Source organism: Streptomyces sp. NPDC056580, assembly GCF_042793175.1.
Lineage (GTDB): Bacteria > Actinomycetota > Actinomycetes > Streptomycetales > Streptomycetaceae > Streptomyces.
The window spans coordinates 119658-139182 of sequence record NZ_JBHTVE010000017.1; the positions used below are offsets into that span (position 1 = coordinate 119658).

Sequence of the window (19525 nt, forward strand, 5' to 3'; positions counted from 1 at the left end):
GGGCAGGTCCGGTGGCGCCTCACCGGTGCACGGAGGCGGCGCGCCGGACCGCTGGACGGGGCGTGCTCGGTCCTCACGGTGACGGGTCTGCCGACCGGACTTACCAGCCGGCCCGGGTCATACCGGCCGCCAAGCCGGTGGCCGGTCGACGGGCTGGTGGCCGGGCGGTGGCCGAGCGGTTCCGGTACGCCTGGCCGGTGGACGGGCCGCCGGAACCGGTGGATCGGCCCACCCGGTCGGTGGGTCGGCCGCCGGAGTCGGTGGGCGGGCCGTCGAGGCGGGCGTGTCGGCCACCGGCGCGGCGGGTTCGACGGCCGAAACGCCGATCGCCAGGTCGCCGGCCGTCAGGTGTCGGTCGCCGGCTCGGCGGTTCCGGCCGCCGGGCCCTCCCGTGGGGCTCCGTGTCGGACCGCTCTCCGGGCGGCTGACGCACCCGCTCCGGTGGGCCGACCGCCGACTCGGCGACCCGTCACCAACGGCGTTCCGACAGCTCCCAGTTCGCCCCCTGCTGTATCAGTTCCCCCCGCCCGCTCCCGCACCACGTCACCGCCGCACCAACGCCCCGCAGTCCCGCCCCACCGCTCCACCGTCGCGCACACCGGCGTGTCACCTCCGATCCAGCGCACCGCCACCGAGGCGGGGCCGGGTTCGCCCGCGTGGCCCGCGCCGCATCGTCCCCGCTTGCCAAAGGACTTGACCCATGACGGACACGCACGACACGCCCGCACCGGCGTCCTCCCTGCCGCAGGCCGGTTCCGCCGCCGGCGCGCCGGAGAACGCCACGGACCCGGCGCATCCGACGCTCGGCGAGCTGTTCTCCGCCTGGGTGGCCCGCACCCCGGACGCGCCGGCCCTCACCGACGGCCGGCGCACCTGGACCTACCGCGAACTGGCCACGCGTGCCGACCGGTTGGCCGCGCACCTCTTACAGCGGGGCGCGGGGCCCGACCAGGTCGTGGCCCTGGTCCTGCCGCGCTCGATGGAGCTGATCGCGGCGGAGCTGGCCGTCGCCCGGGCCGGCGCCGCCTTCCTGCCCGTGGACCCCGCCTACCCGGCCGAGCGCCGGGCGCTGATGCTCGCCGACGCCTGCCCCGCGGTCACCCTGGACGATCCGCGCCGGGTCGCCGAGACGCTCGGCGCCGGTGAGCCGCCGGACGCCCCGGACACGGGACAGGTCCAGGTCCGCGCGGACCACGCGGCCTACGTCATCTACACGTCCGGCTCCACCGGCACCCCCAAGGGCGTGACCGTCACCCACCGGGGCATCGGCGGCTTCGTCTCGGCCGCCGCCGAACGGTACGCGGTGGGCCCCGGCGACCGGGTGCTCCAGTTCTCCTCGCCGAGCTTCGACGCCTCGGTGCTGGAACTGTTCGTCTCCGTCCTGTCCGGCGCCACCCTCGTCGTACCGCCGCAGGGGCCCTGGCTGGGCGACGAACTCGCAGCGGTACTGGACGAGCACCGGATCACCCACGCCCTCATCCCGCCCGCCGCGCTGGCCACCCTGCCCGACCCCGGCCGTGGCACCGCACGCCACCTCCGGACGCTGATCGTGGGCGCCGAGGCCTGCTCGGCCGAGCTCGTCGACCGGTGGGCGCCGGGGCGCCGCATGATCAACAGCTATGGCCCGACCGAGACCACGATCGTCGCCACCTGGACCGGTCCGCTCGGCGCCGGCCGCGGCACGCCGACGATCGGCGGCCCCCTGCCGCACACCCGGGTGCACGTGCTCGACGAGGCGATGCGGCCCGTACCGCCCGGCGCGGACGGCGAGTTGTTCGTGGGCGGCGACGCCGTGGCCCGCGGCTACCTGGGCCGCCCGGGGCTGACCGCCGGGCGCTTCGTCGCCGACCCGTTCGGCCCGTCCGGCGCCCGCCTGTACCGCACCGGGGACCGCGTCCGCCGGAACGCCGAGGGGGAGCTGGAGTTCCTGGGCCGGCTGGACCGGCAGGTGAAGATCCGCGGCTTCCGGATCGAGCCGGGCGAGATCGAGGCGGCGCTGCGCCGGGCCGGCGCCGGCGCGGTCGGCGAGGCCGTGGTCGTGGTGCGCGAGGACGAGCCCGGCCACCAGCGCCTCGTCGGCTACGTCACCCCGTCCCAACAGCCGCCCGCCACCGCCCCGGGGGCCTCCGCCGCCGCCAGCGGCGCCCCCGCCTCCGCAGATCTGGGCACGTCCGCCGCCACCGCCTCCGCCCGCCCCCTCGACCCGGCCGTCCTGCGCGCCGCCGTCGCCGCGGTGCTGCCCGCCCACATGGTGCCCTCCGCCCTCGTGGTCCTGGACCGGATGCCGCTCACCCCGCAGAACAAGATCGACCGGCGGGCCCTGCCCGCGCCGGAGCGTGCGGTCGCGGCCGGACGGGTGGCGCCGCGGACCGCCGAGGAGCGGGCCCTCGCCGCGATCTGGGCCGACGTACTGGGCGCGGACGAGGTCGGGGTCACCGACGACTTCTTCGACCTGGGCGGGGAGTCGATCCTCGCCGCCCGCGTCCTCGCCCGCGTCCGGGACGAACTGGGCGTCCGGCTCACCGTGCGGGACGTCTTCACCGCGCGGACCGTCGCCGCGCTCTCCCCGCTGCTCGCCGACCCGTCGGCCGCCGCGGCGCCGGAGCCGATCCCGGCGGCCCCGCCCGAGGGCGCCCTGCCGCTGTCCAGCGCGCAGCGCCGGCTGTGGTACCTCGACGACCTCACCGCGGGCGGCACCGAGTACAACACCGGTGTGGCCCTCAGGCTGCGCGGCGCCCTGGACCCCGACGCGCTGCGCCGCTCCCTGCTCCGCCTCGCGGCCCGGCACGCCTCCCTGCGCACCACCTTCCCGACGGCCGACGGCCAGGGCGTCCAGCGTGTCGCGCCGGAGCCGGAACTGCCCCTGCGGACGGCCGACGTCACCGGTGAACCCGGCGCGCGCCGCGCCGAGGCCGCCGAGGCACTGCTCACCGAGGAGCTGAGCCGCCCGTTCGACCTGGCGGCGGGCCCGCTCACCCGGGCCCTGCTCGTCCGGCTCGCCGACGACGACCACCTGCTGCTGCTGGCCCAGCACCACATCGTCACCGACGGCTGGTCGGTGGGCATCCTCACCCGGGAACTCGCCGACCTCTACCACTCCGAGGCCACCGGCGAGCCCGACGCACTGCCGCGGCCCGCCCTGCAGTACCCGGACTTCGCGGTGTGGGAGCGGGCGCAGCGCGCCTCCGGCGCGGACACGGGCGACCTGGCCTACTGGAAGCGCCACCTGGCCGGCATCCAGCAGCTCGAACTGCCCACGGACCGCCCGCGTCCCGCCGTACGCACCACCGCCGGCGCCGCCCACCGGCACATCCTGCCCGCGGAGCTGACGGACCGGCTGCGTCAGCTCGCCGCGGGCCGCGGCACGACACCGTTCACCCTGTTCGCGGGCGCCGCCGCCCTGCTCTTCTCCCGTTACTCGGGGCAGCGCGACATCGCGTTCGGCACCGTCACCAACGGCCGCGGCCGACGGGACCTGGAGGACGTGCCGGGCTTCTTCGCGAACACGGTGGTGCTGCGCGGCGAGGTGGACGAACGGGCGACCGTGGACCGGTTCGTGGAGACCATGCGGACGACGGTGCTGGACGCCTTCGCCCACGACGCGGTCCCGTTCGACCGGGTGGTGGAGGAACTCGCCCCGCCCCGCGACCCGAGCCGGACCCCGCTGGTCCAGGCGCTCGTCGTGCAGCAGAGCGCGCTGCCCGTGCCGCCGCGCGCCGGCGGTGTGCGCCTGGCCGAGCATCCGCTGCCCCGCCCGGCCGCCCGCTTCGACCTGGTGCTGGAGTTCGCGCCGGCCGCGGACGGCGGCTGCGTGCTGACCGCGGAGTTCAACACCGACCTGTTCGACGCGGCGACGGTGGCCCGGATGACGGCCCATCTGCACCGGCTGCTGGAGGGCATGGCGGACGGCCCCGGCCGCACCCTGGCCGAACTGTCCATGCTCACGCCCCAGGAGCAGCGCACACTGGTGGAGAGCTGGAATCCGCCCGCCCGCCCGGCACGGGAGACCGGGTACGGCACGCTCACCGGGCTGCTGGACGCCCGGGCGGCCGGCACCCCGGACCGTACCGCCGTCGTCTGCGGCCCGGTCCGGCTGGACTACGCCGAGGTCGCCCGGCGCGCCAACCGGCTGGCCCGGCTGCTCGTCTCGCGCGGCGCGGGTCCGGAGACCCTGGTCGCGCTGTGCCTGCCGCGCTCCGCCGACCTCGTGCCCGTGCTGTGGGCGGTGCTCGCCTCCGGCGCCGGCTACCTGCCCGTCGACCCGGCCTACCCCGCCGAGCGCGTCCGCCTCATGCTCGACGACGCCCGGCCCGCCCTGGTGATCGCCACCCGGGAGACCGCCGCCGCCCTGCCGCCCCGGTGCGCACCGCTGCTCCTGGAGGACTGCGCCGCACCGGACACGGCCGACACCCCGCTCACCGACGCCGACCGGCTGCGGCCGCTGCTGCCGGAGCATCCCGCGTACGTCATCTACACCTCCGGCTCCACCGGCCGCCCCAAGGGCGTGGTGGTCACCCACCGCAGCGTCGCCGCGCTGGCGCAGTGGGCGCGGGAGCGGTTCGGCGCCGAGGGGCTGGCCCACGTGATCGCCGCCACCTCCCTGAACTTCGACGTCTCGGTCTTCGAACTGCTCTGCCCCCTGGTGGCCGGCGGCACCGTCGAGGTGGTCGCCGACCTGCCGGCCCTCGCCGACGGAGCCGGGCCCCGGCGGGCCGGCCTGCTCAGCGGGGTGCCGTCCGTCGTCTCCCGGCTGACCGCGGGCGGCACCGCGCCCGTGACCGCCGACACCGTCGTCCTCGCCGGCGAGGCCCTGCCCCTCCAGACGGTCCAGGACCTGCGAGCCGCCATGCCCGGCTGCCGGGTCGCCAACATCTACGGCCCCACCGAGGCGACCGTGTACGCCACCGCCTGGTTCGCCGGCGACCGGCTGCCGGAGCAGGCCCCGCCCATCGGCGGCCCGGTGGCGCTCACCCGCTGCTACGTCCTGGACGACCGCCTGCGGCCCCAGCCGGTCGGCGTCACCGGCGAGCTGTACCTCGGCGGCGGCGGCCTGGCCCGCGGCTACCTCAACCGCGCCGGTCTCACCGCCGCCCGGTTCCTCGCCGACCCGTTCGGCGCGCCGGGGGAGCGCATGTACCGCACCGGCGACCTGGTGCGCCGGAGCCCCGACGGCGGACTGGAGTACGTGGGCCGCATCGACCAGCAGGTCAAGGTCCGCGGGTTCCGCATCGAACTGGGCGAGGTGGAGGAGGCGCTGCGCGGCAGCGCGGGCGTCGCCGAGGCGGCGGCCGTCGCCGCCACCGACGCCGACGGCCACCGGCGCCTGGTCGGCTACGTCGTCCCGGCCGCCGGCGAACGGGCGGAACCCGAGGCCCTGCGCCGTGAACTCGGCCGTACCCTGCCCGACTACATGGTCCCGTCGACCGTCGTCGTGCTGGACGCCCTGCCGCTCAACCCCAACGGCAAGCTCGACCGGGGCCGGCTCCCCGACCCCGGCCCCGCCGTGCGCGCGGTGCGGCACGTAGCGCCCCGCACGCCCACCGAGCGGACCCTCGCCGCGATCCTCGCCGAGGTGCTGCGCCTGGAACGGGTCGGCGTCGACGACAACTTCTTCGAACTGGGCGGCGACTCCATCCTCAGCATCCAGGTGGTCGCGCGCGCCCGGCAGGAGGGGCTGCCGCTCACCTCGCGGGACGTCTACCGGCACCAGACGGTGGCCGCCCTCGCGCACTGCGCGGACGCCGCCGCGGGCCCGCGCGAGCCCGCACCCGCACCGGAGGCGGCCACCGGCACGGCACCGCTGACGCCCATCCAGCGCTGGCTGTTCGGCGCCGCCGGCGAACGCGCCGGCCACTTCTCGCAGGCTCTGTCCGTCCGGATGCCCGGGGACCTGGACCCGGCGGCCCTGGAAGAGGCACTCAACGACCTGGTCGCCCACCACGACGCCCTGCGCTCCCGCTTCACCCCCGCCGACGGGGCCGACGAGGCCGGCTGGTGCGTCGACGAGCGGGCGCCCCGCCTCCGCCTGGCCCGCCACACCGGCCCGGAGACCGACACCCCGCACTTCGGGCCGTTCGACCTCGCCCGGGGGCCGCTGCTGCGGGCCGTGCTGCACGACCCCGGCTCCGGCCGGCCCGGCGTGCTGCACCTCGCCGTGCACCACCTCGTGGTCGACGGCGTCTCCTGGCGGGTGCTGCTGGAGGACCTGGACCGCGCCTACCGGGCCCGCCGCGCCGGCGAGGACGGCGCCGCGGCACTGCCAGCGAAGTCCTCGCCGCTGCGGCAGTGGGCCCGCAGACTCAACGCCCACGCGGCGGACGGCGGTTTCGACGACGAGCGCGCCTACTGGGCCGAGGCGGCCCCCGGCACCGAGCCCGCGCTGCCCGCCGAACTGACCGGCGCCCCCGGCGCCTACGCCGCACAGCGCTCGCTCACCGTGCGCCTGGACGCCGAGGCGACCTCGGCCCTGCTGCGCACGCTGCCCGACACCTACCGCACCCAGGCCAACGACGTGCTGCTCAGCGCCCTCGGCCGGGCCCTGTGCGGCTGGAGCGGCCGGGACCGGGTGGTGGTCGACGTCGAGGGACACGGCCGTGAGGAACTCTTCCCCGAGCTGGACATCAGCCGCACGGTCGGCTGGTTCACCACCCGGTACCCCGTCGCGCTGAGCGTCCCCGAGGACGCCGGCTGGGACGCCGTGCTGAAGCGCGTCAAGGAGCAGTTGCGCGCCGTACCGCGGCACGGCGTCGGCCACGACGCGCTGCGCCTGCCCGCCGCACCCGGATCGGCGCCGCACACCGCGAAGGCGCAGGTCAGCTTCAACTACCTGGGCCGCATGGACACCTCGCAGGACCCCGGCGGCCTCTACCGGGGCACCGTGCGCCCGCTGGAGCTGGACGCCGATCCGGCGGCGGAGCGCCCGCACGCCCTCGAGGTCGTCGGGCAACTGGTGGCGGACAGGCTGGAGTTCACCTGGTTCTACGCGGACCGGCCGGGCCAGGAGCACACGGTCTCGGACCTCGCCGGGCGGTTCGCCGACGCGCTCACCGGCCTGGCCCGGCACGCCGCCCGGCCCGGCGCGGCCGGCCGTACTCCGTCCGACTTCCCGCTGGCCCGGCTCGACCAGGCCGCCGTGGACCGGATCACCGGCGCGGACCCGGCCGCGGTGGCCGACGTCCTGCCGCTCACGCCCACCCAGGCGGGCATGCTCTTCCACGGCCTGTCCCAGGACGACCGCGGCGTCTACGTCCAGCAGCTGACGTTCGTCCTGGACGGCGTGCCCGACCCGGCCGCCCTCGCCGCCGCCTGGCAGCACGTGACCGACCGCGCCGAGGTGCTGCGCGGCCGGGTCGTCTGGCAGGACGTGCCCGAACCGCTGCTGGTGGTGGAGCGCCGCACCGCCGTGCCGGTCACCCACCTCGACTGGCGGGACCTGACCGACGACGAGCGCCGCGCCCGGCTGGAGGACCTGCTGGTCCGGGACCGCGCCGAGGGCATCGACCTCGGGCGGGCACCGCTGCAGCGGCTGCTGCTCGCCCGCGTCTCCGGCACCGCGGTACGCGTCGTCTGGTCCTTCCACCACCTGCTGCTGGACGGCTGGAGCATGTTCCAGGTGCTCTCGGACGTCTTCGCCCACCACGCCGGGTCGGGCCCCGGCGCCCTCCCGCACCGCCCGCCCTACCGGGACTACGTGGCCTGGCTGCGCCGGCACGACCCGGAAGCGGCCGAACGGCACTGGCGGCAGCGCCTGTCCGGCCTGACCGAGCCCACCGCCCTGCCCTACGACCGCGAGCCGCGCGAGGCGCACCGCGCCGAGTCCACGCACGCGGTCCACGGCACGCTGTCCGCGGTCACCACACGGGCGCTGGAGGAGCTGGCCCGCACCGGCGGCCTCACCCTCAACACGCTGGTGCAGGGCGCCTGGGCGCTGCTGCTGGCCCGGCAGGCGGGCCGGGACGAGGTGGTGTTCGGCACCACCGTGTCCGGCCGGCCGCCCGAGCTGCCCGGTTCCGAGGCCATGACGGGCCTGTTCATCACCACGCTGCCCACCCGGGTCACCGTGCCCGGCGACGGCTCCCTGACCGACTGGCTGCGCACGCTCCAGCAGGAGCAGAGCGAGGACCGGCGCTTCGACCACCTGCCGCTCACCCGCATGAAGACGTTCACCGGGCTCCCGGACCGGGTCGGTCTGTTCGACAGCATCGTCGTCTTCGAGAACTACCCGGTGGACGACGACCTCGCCGCCGCCAACGGGCTGCGCCTGACCGGCCTCGAAGGCGTCGAGACCACCAACTACCCGCTGAGCCTGACCGTCTACCCGGGGACGGAGCTGGCCCTGCGGCTCGGCTACGACCCCGAGCTGTTCGACGCCGCGACCGCCGCCCGCATGACCGAGTACCTGACGGTCCTGCTCACCGGGATGACCGCCGGCTCCCGGCGCCCGCCCGCCCGGCTGCCGCTGCTCGCCCCGGACCGCCGCGAGCAGGTGCTGCACGCCTGGAACGACACGGCCACCGAACTGCCCGGCGCCACCGTCGCCGCCCTCTTCGCCGCACAGGTGGACCGCACTCCCGACGCGGTGGCCCTGGAAGCCGGGGACGACCACCTCACGTACCGCGAGCTGGACGCCCGTGCCGCCCGGCTGGCGGCCCGGCTGGCCGCGCTCGGGGTACGGCCGGAACATCCGGTCGGCGTCCTCATGGACCGCTCCGTGGAGCTGATCGTCACCGAGCTGGCGCTCGTCCGCACCGGTGGCGTGTACGTGCCGCTGGACGGCAGGGCACCGGCCGGGCGGCTGCGCCGGATGCTGGCCGAGGCCGGCGCCGGCCTGCTGCTCACCGACGCCGCCTGGGAGGGGACCGCCCGGGAGCTGCTGCCCGGCGACCGGGTCCTGCGGGCCGACGGCGCGGGCCGGACCGACGGCACGGGCGGGCCGGTGGACACCGCCGGGCCCGGGGGCACCGAGCCGGCACCGGCCGTGCACCCCGACAACGTCCAGTACCTGATGTTCACTTCGGGCTCCACCGGCACCCCCAAGGGCGTCGCCGTGCGCCAGCGCGACGTCGCCGCGCTCGCCCTGGACCGGGCCTTCGCCGGACACGACCGGGTCCTCGTGCACTCGCCGCACGCCTTCGACGCCGCCACCTACGAGGTGTGGGTACCGCTGCTGCGCGGCGGCACGGCCGTCCTCGCACCGCCCGCCGACCTCGACGCCGCCCAGGTCCGGCACGCCGTCACCGAGCGGCGGGTGAGCTGCCTGTGGCTGACCGCGGGACTGTTCCGCCTGCTGGCCCAGGAGGACCCGGGCTGCCTGCGCGGCGCCCGCGAGGTGTGGACGGGCGGCGAGGCCGTGCCGGGCGCGGTGGTGCGCCGGGTCCTGGACGCCTGCCCCGGCCTGACCGTCGTGGACGGCTACGGCCCCACCGAGACCACCACCTTCGCCACCCGCCGCGTCTTCCGCGCCGGCGACCCGCTGCCCGCCGTCCTGCCCATCGGCCGGCCGCTCGACAACACCCGCGTGTACGTCCTGGACACCGCCCTCCAGCTCCAGCCGCCGGGCGTCCCCGGTGAGCTGTACATCGCCGGAGCCGGCCTGGCCCGGGGCTACGCGGGACGGCCCGGCGCCACCGCCGCCCGCTACCTCGCCGACCCCTACGGCCCGCCCGGCACCCGCATGTACCGCACCGGCGACATCGTCCGCTGGAGCGACGACGGCGAACTGCACTTCGTCGGCCGTGCGGACGACCAGATCAAGATCCGGGGCTTCCGCGTCGAACCCGCCGAGATCGAGGCCCGGCTCACCGCCCACCCCGGCGTCGCCGAGGCCGTCGTCTCCCTGTACCAGGACGGCGGACGCAAGCGGCTGGCCGCCCACCTGGTGCCGGCCGACGCCGCGGCGGTGCCCTCCGCCGCCGGGCTGCGCGCCCACCTGGCGGCCGGGCTGCCCGACTACATGCTGCCCGCCGCGTTCGTCACCGTGCCGGAACTGCCGCTGACGGCCAACGGCAAGGTCGACCGGCGCCGGCTGCCCGCCCCCGACTGGTCGGCGGGCGGCGAGCAGGCCCACCGCGCCCCGCGCACCGGCGCCGAACGGATCCTCGCCGGGATCTGGACCGAGCTGCTCGGCGTGACCCGGGTCGGCGTCGACGACAACTTCTTCATGCTCGGCGGCGACTCCATCCTCAGCATCCAGGTGGTCTCCCGGGCCCGCGCCGCGGGACTCGCGCTCAGCCCCCGCGACCTGTTCCGGCACCCCACCGTGGCCGAACTCGCCGCCGCCGCAACCGGCGCCGCGCCCGCCGTCGCCGGCACCGGACCGGCCGCCGGAGCGGCGGACCTCCTGCCGATCCAGCACTGGTTCCTGGACCCGCGCCCGGAACACCCCGAGTTCTTCAACCAGTCCGTCGTCGTCGAGACACCCGGCCCCGTCGACCAGGACGCCCTGCGCACCGCCCTCACCGCCCTGTGGCGGCACCACGACGCCCTGCGCGCCCGGTTCACCCTCGAAGGCGACGGCGCCTGGCGGCAGGACATCGCCGCCGCGGACCGCCCGGTCCCCGAACTGCTCCAGGTCCACGACCGGGCGGACGAGGAACGCGTCACCACGGCCGCGCACACCGGACTCCGGCTGGACACCGGCCCGTTGCTCGCCGCCCGCCTGTTCACCGGCGACGGCGCCGGGTCCGCCCGGCTGCTGCTGGTCGCCCACCACCTGGTGGTCGACGGCGTCTCCTGGCGGATCCTGCTGGAGGACCTGGAGACCGCCTACCGGCAGGCCGCGTCCGGTGAAGCCGTGACGCTGCCCGCCCGCACCACCTCGGTGCAGGAGTGGGCCCGCCGGCTGCGCGACGACGACCGCTTCGCCGGCCGGCTCGCCCACTGGGAGCGCACCGCCCGCGCCTGCGCCGGCCCGCTGCCCGTGGACGCCGCCGGCGGCAACACCGCGGCCGACGTCCGCGAGATCACCGTCCGGCTGGACCGCGAACGCACCGACGGCCTCCTGCGCCGTGTCCCCGGCGTCTACCGCACCCGCGTCGACGACGTCCTGCTCACCGCGCTCGGCAGGGTCCTCGCCGACTGGACCGGACGCGACACCGTCGCCGTCGGCCTGGAGGGCCACGGCCGCGAGGACCAGCTCTTCGAGGACGTCGACCTGTCCCGCACCGTCGGCTGGTTCACCTCCCTCCACCCGGTCGCGCTGACCGTCCCGGCGGGGGACTGGGGCACCGCCCTGAAGGCGGTCAAGGAGCAACTGCGGGCCGTGCCCGACCGCGGACTCGGCTACGGCGTGCTGCGCCACCTCGCCCGCGAGGAGCGGCTCACCGGCACCCCCGGACCCGGCATCAGCTTCAACTACCTGGGCCGCTTCGACTGGGCCGCCGGCACCGGCGCCCTGATCGGGTCCGTGCCCGGCGGCCTCGGCGGCGCCGAGGCGCCCGGCACCGAACGGCCGCACCTGCTGGACGTGGTGGCCCGGGTCGAGGACGACCGGCTGGAGATCACCTGGTACTACAGCGCCGGACGGCACCGCGCGCAGACCGTCACCGCGCTCGCCGACGCGATGCTGCGGGCGCTCGGCGACATCGTCGCGCACTGCGCGCTGCCGGACGCGGGCGGCCGTACCCCGTCGGACTTCCCGCTGGCCCGGCTGGACCAGGCCGCCGTGGACCGGATCGCCGGGGACGGCCGGGACGTCGCGGACGTCTACCCGCTGACCCCCATGCAGGCCGGCATGCTCTTCCACAGCCTGCTCGACGCCGACAGCCGCACCTACGTCAACCAGGTCCAGCTGGTCCTCGCCGGCGTCACCGACCCCCGCGCGCTCGCCGAGGCCTGGCAGCGCACCGCGGACGCCAACCCGGTGCTGCGCACCCACCTGGTGTGGCAGGAGACCCGGGAACCGCTCCAGGTCGTCCGGCACCGGGCCACCGTGCCCGTCACCCACCACGACTGGTCCGGACGGCCCGCCGACGACCGCTCGCAGGAGCTGGACCGGCTGCTCGCCGAGGACCGCGAGAAGGGCATCGACCTGGGCGCCGCGCCCCTGATGCGGCTGACGCTGATCCGGCTGGCGCCCGACCGGGTCCGGCTGGTGTGGACGTTCCACCACGCGCTGCTCGACGGCTGGAGCGCGGCCCAGGTCTTCGACGAGGTGTGCGAGCGGTACGCCGCTCTGACGGCGGGGCGCCGCCCGGAGCTGCCCGAGCGCCGGCCCTTCGCCGACTACCTGCGCTGGCTGGCCGGGCGGGACACCGGCAGCGCCGAGCGGTACTGGCGTGCCACCCTGGCCGGCTTCCCTGCGCCCACCGAACTGCCCCGGGACCGGCGGCCCGCCGAGGCCCACCGCGCCTCCTCCTCCGGATCGGTGCGGATGACCCTCGCCGCGGACGTCTCGGCCCGGCTGCGGGAGACCGCCCAGCGGGCCGGGCTCACCCTCAACACCGTCCTCCAGGGCGCCTGGGCGCTGCTGTTGTCCCGCTACGGCGGCGGGGACGACGTGGTGTTCGGCACGACCGTCTCCGGCCGGCCCGCCGAACTGCCCGGCGTCACCACGATGGTGGGCCTGTTCATCAACACCCTGCCCACCCGGGTCCGCGTCGACGGGCGGCGGCCGCTGCTGGACTGGCTGCGCGAACTGCAGGAGGCCCAGGCGGAGGCCAGGCGCCACGACTTCGTCCCGCTGGCGCAGGTGCAGTCGTGGAGCGAGGTGCCCGGCGGCACCGGCCTGTTCGACTCCATCGTGGTCTTCGAGAACTACCCCTTCGACGAGGGATCCCTGGCCCGGCACGGCCTGGCCATGGAGCAGGAGCGGGACCTCGAGCCGACGAACTACCCGCTCAGCGTGGTCGTCGCGCCCGGGGACGCCCTGGCCGTGAACCTGGACTACGATCCGGCCGCCTTCGACGCCGGCACGGTGGAGGGGCTCGGCGAGAGCCTGCGCACCCTGCTGACCGGCATGGCCGACGCACCGGACCGCAGCCTCGCCGAACTGCCGCTGCTGGACGCGGCCGAAGGGCGGGCGCTGCTGGGCCGGTTCGGCGGGCCGGCGGCGGAGGCGCCGTACGGCACCCTGCCCGAGGCGTTCCGCCGGCAGGCCGAGCGCACCCCGAACGCCCCGGCCGTCCGGCACGACGGCGCCTGCCTCACCTACCGCGAACTCGACGCCCGCTCCAACCGGCTGGCCCGGCTGCTCATCGCCGCCGGCGCCGGACCGGAGCGCTTCGTCGCCCTGTGCCTGCCCCGCACCGCCGACCTGGTCGTGGCGCTCCTCGCGGTGCTCAAGAGCGGGGCCGCCTACCTGCCGGTCGACCCGCAGTACCCCGCCGAGCGCGTCGCGTTCCTCTTCGAGGACGTACGGCCGGACGCCGTGATCACCGCGTCGGAGACCGCCGGACGGCTGCCCGAGGGACCCTTCACCCGGATCCTGCTGGACGAGGAACCCGGCGGCGAGCTGCCCGACACCCCCGTCGGCGACGCCGAACGCCGCGGCGCCCTGCTGCCCGGGCACCCCGCCTACGTCATCCACACCTCCGGCTCGACCGGCCGCCCCAAGGGCGTGGTCGTCGGCCACGCGTCCGTGCTGGCCCTGACCGACTGGGCCGCGGCCGAGTTCGCCGGGCGCGGCCTCGAGCACGTGGTGGCGTCCACCTCGCTCAACTTCGACGTGTCGGTCTTCGAGATCTTCTCGCCGCTGCTGTCCGGCGGCTGCGTGGAGATCGTCCGCGACCTGCTGGCCCTCGCCGAGCGTCCCGGGCCCTGGCGGGCCGGGCTGCTCAGCGCCGTGCCCTCGGCCCTGGACCGGCTGCTCGCCGAGGACGCCGTCCACATCACCGCCGACACCGTCGTCCTGGCCGGCGAGGGGCTGCCCGCCCGGACCGTGGGCCGGGTCCGCGCCGCCGTCCCCGGCAGCGAGGTGCGCAACATCTACGGCCCCACCGAGGCCACCGTCTACGCCACCGCCTTCACCTGCGATCCGGCCGACCCCGACCGCGACCCGCCGATCGGCCGGCCGCTCGGCGGCGCCCGCGCCTACGTGCTGGACCAGCGGATGCGCCCGGTGCCCGCCGGCGCGCCCGGCGAGCTGTTCCTCGCCGGAACCGGCGTCGCCCGCGGCTACCTGCGCCGACCCGGTCTGACCGCCGGCCGCTTCCTGCCCGACCCGTTCGGCCCGCCCGGCAGCCGCATGTACCGCACCGGCGACCTGGTGCGCTGGACGGCCGACGGCGACCTCGTCTACCTCGGCCGCGCCGACGACCAGGTCAAGGTGCGGGGCTTCCGCATCGAACTCGGCGAGGTGGAGGCCGCGCTGGCCCGCCACCCGGCCGTGGCCGCCGCGGCCGCCCGGGTCGTCGAACACGCGGGCCACCGCCGCCTGGTCGGCTACGTGGTGCCGCGCACGGCGGACGCGCCCGCCCCCGCCGGCGGCCGTCCGGCCGTCCCACCGGCCCGCGACGGCCACGCGGCGGACCGCCCGGCCGGTGCGCCCGACACCGGTGAGCTGCGCGCCTTCCTCGCCCGCAGCCTCCCCGACCACCTGGTTCCGGCCCTCGTCGTACCCCTGGAGCGGCTGCCGCTCGGCGCCACCGGAAAGCTGGACCGGCGGGCGCTGCCCGTGCCCGAGTGGGCCGCCCCCGCCTCCGGGACGGCGGGCCGGCCGCCGCGCACCGAGGCCGAGCTGACGCTCGCCGCCATCTGGTGCGAGGTGCTGGGCATGCCCGAAGTCGGCGCCGACGACAACTACTTCACCCTCGGCGGCGACTCCGTCCTCGGCATCCAGATCGTCTCCGCCGCCCGCCGGGCCGGACTGGCCCTGACCCCAAGGCACCTGTTCACCCACCAGACCCTCGCCGAACTCGCCGCCGTGGCCGAGCGGGTACCCGGCCCCACCGGGTCCGCCGTCCTCGCCGAGCAGGGCCCGGTGACCGGCGAGGTCCCGCTCACCCCCGTGCAGCACTGGCTGCTGGACACCCTCACCGGCGACCCCGCCCACTTCAGCCAGACGGTCTCCTGGGAACTGGCCGCCGACCCCGACGAGGCCGTGCTGCGCGCCGCCCTGGGCGCGGTGCTGGAGCACCACGACGCGCTGCGGACGCGGTTCGAGCCGGACGGCGCCGGAGGGTGGCGGCAGTACGTCACCGCACCCGGCGACCGCGACCCGCACCTGGAGACGCACGACGGCGCGGCCCCGGACGAGGTGGCCGGCGCCCTGGGCGCCGGGTTCGACCTGGGCGCCGGGCCGCTGCTGCGGGCCGCGCTGTGCCGGCCGGGCGACGGCGGGCGGCCGGTGCTGCTGCTCGCCGCCCACCACCTGGTCGTGGACGCCGTGTCCTGGCGGCTGGTCCTGGAGGACCTGGACACCGCCTACCAGGCGCTGCGGGACGGCCGGCGCCCCGCCCTCGCCCCGAAGAGCACCTCGTTCCGGACGTGGGCGCGGCGGCTCGCCGAGCACACCGGGGCGGGCGGCTTCGACGGCGAACTCGCCCACTGGCGAGGCCTCGACACCGGCACCGCGCTGCCGCTGGACCACCCCGGCGGCGCCAACACCGTCGCCGACGAGGACAGCGTGACCGCGGGACTCGACGCCGAGGAGACCCGCCGGCTGCTCCAGGACGTGCCGGACGCCTACCGCACCCGCGTCAACGACGTCCTGCTGTGCGCGCTGGGCCGGGTCCTGGCCCGCTGGACCGGACGGGACCGGGTGGCGGTCACCCTGGAGGGCCACGGCCGGGAGGAACTGTTCGCGGACACCGACCTCGCCCGGACAACCGGCTGGTTCACCGCCATGTACCCCGTGGCCCTGGACGTGCCGAGGGACGCGGACACCGGCAGCGCGCTGAAGACCGTCAAGGAGAACCTGCGGGCGGTGCCGCACGGCGGACTCGGCTACGGCGCGCTGCGCTTCCTGCACCCCACGGCGGGCCGCGAACTGCCCGCGCCGCCCCCGGTCTGCTTCAACTACCTGGGCCGGCAGGACCGCACCGGCACACCGGGCGGGCTGCTGCACGCGCCGCACGCCGGACTCGCCGGCGGCATGGACGCCGCCGCCGGCCGGCCCCACCTCCTCGACGTCCTCGGCCGGGTCACCGGCGAACGGCTGGAGTTCACCTGGTCGTACTCCCGCGAGGTGCACCGGCGCGAGACCGTCGCCCGGCTGGCGGCCGAGCTGACCGACGAACTGCGCGCGATCGTCCGGCACTGCGCCGAACCCGGCGCGGGGGGCCGTACCCCGTCCGACTTCCCGCTCGCCCCGCTGGACCAGGCGGCCGTGGACCGGCTCGCCGGCGACGGGACGGACGTGACGGACATCTACCCGCTCACCCCCACCCAGGCCGGCATGGTGATGCACGGCCTGGACGACGCCGCACACGGTCTGTACGTCGAGCAGATCACCTTCGTGGCGGACGGCGCCCGCGACCCGCGGACGCTGGCCGCCGCCTGGCAGCACGTCGTCGACCGCACCCCCGTGCTGCGCACCTCCGTCGCCCTGCGCGGCGTGCCGGTGCCGCTCCAGGTCGTCCACCGGGACGCGGCCCTGCCGGTCACCGAGCACGACTGGAGCGGGATCCCGCGGGACCGGCACGCCGCGGAGCTGGAGCGGCTGCTCGCCGACGAGCGGGCCCGCGGCATCGCCCTGGACCGCGCGCCGCTGCTGCGGCTCGCCCTGGTCCGGCTCGGCCCGGACGCGGTCCGCGTGGTGTGGACCTTCCACCACGTCGTGCTGGACGGCTGGAGCGTCTTCCACGTCCTGTCCGACGTCATGGCCGCGCACGCCGCCCTGGTCCGCGGCGAACCGCCCCGGCTGCCCGAGCGCAGGCCGTTCGCGGACTACGCCGCCTGGCTCGCCGACCGCGACGACCGCCAGGCCGAGGAGCACTGGCGCGGCGCCCTGGCCGGCCTCGGCGCCCCGACCCCGCTGCCGTACGACCGCAGGCCCGCGCAGGACGCCACGGCCCGCTCCGGCACCTGGCTGTCCCAGCGGCTCGACACGGAACGGACGGACCGGCTGCTGGAGTTCGCCCGGCGGCACCGCCTCACCCTCAACACGCTGGTGCAGGGCGCCTGGGCGCTGCTGCTGGCGCGGTGGAGCGGGGAGCGGGAGGTGTGCTTCGGCACCACCGTCTCCGGGCGGCCCGCCGGTCTGCCCGGCGCCGACACCATCACCGGCCTGTTCATCACCACCCTGCCCGCCCGCGCGGAGGTCGACGGCGGCGCCCGCTGCGACACCTGGCTGCGCGACTTCCAGGAGGCGCGGGCCGAGGACCGCCGCCACGACCACCTGCCCCTCGGCGCGCTGCACGGCCTCGCCGGACTCCCGCCGGGCACGGCCCTGTTCGACAGCCTGGTGGTCTTCGAGAACTACCCGGTCGGCGACGCCACCGCGGGCGCGCACGGACTCGCCCTGCGCGACCTGGACGCCCGCGAGGCCACCAACTACCCCCTCACCGTGGTCGTCTCGCCCGGCGACCGGCTGACCGTCGAACTCGGCTACGACCCCCGGTGCTTCGACGAGGACAGGGCGGCCTCGATGGCCGGGCAGCTGCTGCACGCCCTGGACGTCCTGGCCGCCTCCGACGGCACCGCCCGCCTCGACGACCTCGACGTGCTGCCGCCGGCGCAGCGCGACCGGCTGCTGCGCGGCCCGGTGCGGCCCGGGCTCGGCCCGGTCCCCGCCGCCGTTCTGCCCGCCCTGGTCGAGGCCGCCGTCGACCGGTGGCCGGCCGCGCCCGCGCTCGAGGAAGACGGGGCGACGCTGAGCTTCGCGGAGGCCGAGGAGCGGGCCAACCGGCTGGCGCACCGGCTCATCGCCCGGGGCGCCGGTCCCGGCGACCTCGTCGCCCTGCTGCTGCCACGCTCGGCGGACATGGTGCTGGCACAACTGGCGGTCACCAAGGCCGGCGCGGCCTTCCTGCCCGTCGACCCCGCCTACCCCGAGGAGCGGATCGCGCTGATGCTGCGCGACGCCGCCCCCGCCCTCACCCTCGACGCCAAGGAGATCGCCACTCTGCTCGCCGCCCCGCCGGACGACGTGCCCCGGCACCGGCCCACCGACGCGGACCGGATCCGTCCGCTCCACCTGGACCACCCGGCCTACGTCATCTACACCTCCGGCTCCACCGGCCGTCCCAAGGGCGTCGTCGTCACCCACCGCGGGCTCGCCGCCTTCTCCGCCGCCGAGGCCGCCCACTACCGGGTCGCACCCGGCGACCGGGTGCTGGCCTTCGCCACGCCCAGCTTCGACGCCTCCGTGCTGGAGCTGTGCATGTCCCTGCCGCACGGCGCCCGGCTCGTCGTACCCCGGCCGGGACCGCTGCTCGGCGCCGAACTCGCCGGCGTACTGCGGGCCGAGCGCGTCACGCACACCCTGCTGCCGCCGGCCGCGCTCGCCACCCTGCCGGACGGCACCCCCGGCACCCTGCCGGACCTGAAGACGCTGATCGTCGGCGCCGACGCGTGCGGACCCGAACTCGTCGCGCGCTGGGCGCCGCATCACCGCATGGTCAACTCCTACGGCCCCACGGAGGCCACCGTCGTCGCCACCTGGTCCGCCCCACTGGCCGCGGACGGCACGGCGCCGCCCATCGGCCGCCCGCTGCCCGCCACCGGCGCCTACGTCCTCGACGCCCGGCTGCGGCCGGTCCCCGAAGGCGTCACCGGCGAGCTGTGGCTGAGCGGGCCGGCACTGGCGCGCGGCTACCTGGGCCGGCCCGGCCTGACCGCCGCCCGCTTCACCGCGGACCCGTTCGGGCCGCCCGGCGCCCGCATGTACCGCACCGGCGACCTGGTGCGCCGCGACGGCGCGGGCGAACTGCACTACCTCGGCCGCACCGACCACCAGCTCAAGCTGCGCGGCCACCGCATCGAGGCGGGCGAGGTCGAGGCGGTCCTGGTGCGCCACCCGGGCGTGCTCGACGCCGTGGTGACCGTACGCGAGGACGAACCCGGCCTGCCGCGCCTGGTCGCCCACCTGCTCACGGCCCCCGGCGCCGAACCGCCCGCCCCGGCCGAGCTGCGGGCGCTGGCCGCCCGCTCGCTGCCCGGGTACATGGTGCCGTCCGCGTTCGTGGTGCTCGACCGGTTCCCGGTCACCGAGAACGGCAAGACCGACCGGGCCGCGCTGCCCGCCCCGGCCCGGGCCGAGGACCACCACAGGGCCGAGCGCGTGGCGCCCCGCACGCCCACCGAGGAGGCGGTCGCCGCCATCTGGGAGGAGACCCTCGAGACGGCCGTGGGCGCCGAGGACGACTACTTCCTGCTCGGCGGCGACTCCCTGCGCGCCCTGCTCATCGCCTCCCGGGCCAACGACGCCTTCGGCGTCACGCTCACCCCCCGCGACGTCCTGGTCTCCCGCACCGTCGCCGCCCTCGCGGAACTGGTCGAGGAACAGGTGCTGAGCGAACTCGAACAGGCCGCGTACGGGGACGCCCTGGAGGACCCCGCGCACGGCGACCCCGGCCGGGACCCCGCGGCCGGCCACGACACCGAAGACGCCGCGTCCGGCGGCCACGACCACGAACGGTGAGGACCC

General features: G+C 76.8%; 1 protein-coding gene. It reads left to right on the forward strand.

Translation table 11 applies throughout. The features are described 5' to 3' along the window. The first annotated feature begins 700 nt into the window (after positions 1–700). Positions 701–19519 (forward strand): non-ribosomal peptide synthase/polyketide synthase, encoded by an 18819-nt coding sequence (locus ACFQ9Z_RS32450; RefSeq protein ID WP_383027695.1) that lies wholly within the window; start codon positions 701–703, stop codon positions 19517–19519. Positions 19520–19525 lie beyond the last annotated feature (6 nt).

Excerpts from the sequence above, each read along its gene's own strand:
- ACFQ9Z_RS32450 (WP_383027695.1), top strand. The coding sequence starts at position 701 with ATGACGGACACGCACGACACGCCCGCACCGGCGTCCTCCCTGCCGCAG.